1 protein-coding gene is annotated in these 298 nt (G+C 59.4%); it reads left to right on the top strand.

Annotation, left to right across the window (positions count from 1 at the left end; translation table 11 throughout):
• The coding region (locus tag AC1RPT_RS07955; RefSeq protein WP_481763014.1) for a hypothetical protein at nucleotides 1-298 on the top strand (298 nt) is incomplete at both ends.

Genomic DNA, 298 nt, shown 5'->3' with positions numbered 1-298 from the left:
GTATTGCCACGATCAAGTCGCTAGCCGCTGGCTCTAACGTCACGATCACACCATCTGGCGATGGTAAGACGCTCACGATTGCCGCCAACCAAGCAATCACGCCGGCCTCAACCTCTGCTATCGGCGGTGTGATCATTGGTGCTGGCATCAACGTCGATGGAACCGGCAAGATCAGCTTGGCACCTCCGACGGGCGTGAACTTGGGCGGTGTCAAGGCCGGTACCGGAATCACGATCGCAGGAGACGGAACGATCAGTGCGACAGGTGCCGTTGCTTCGGTGTCCGGACAAACTGGCGC

Source organism: Dellaglioa sp. CoH-56-MRSF-11 (assembly GCF_056782135.1).
The sequence above is the reverse complement of the archived record's forward strand: the minus strand, read 5'-3'. Positions and strand labels throughout refer to the sequence as shown.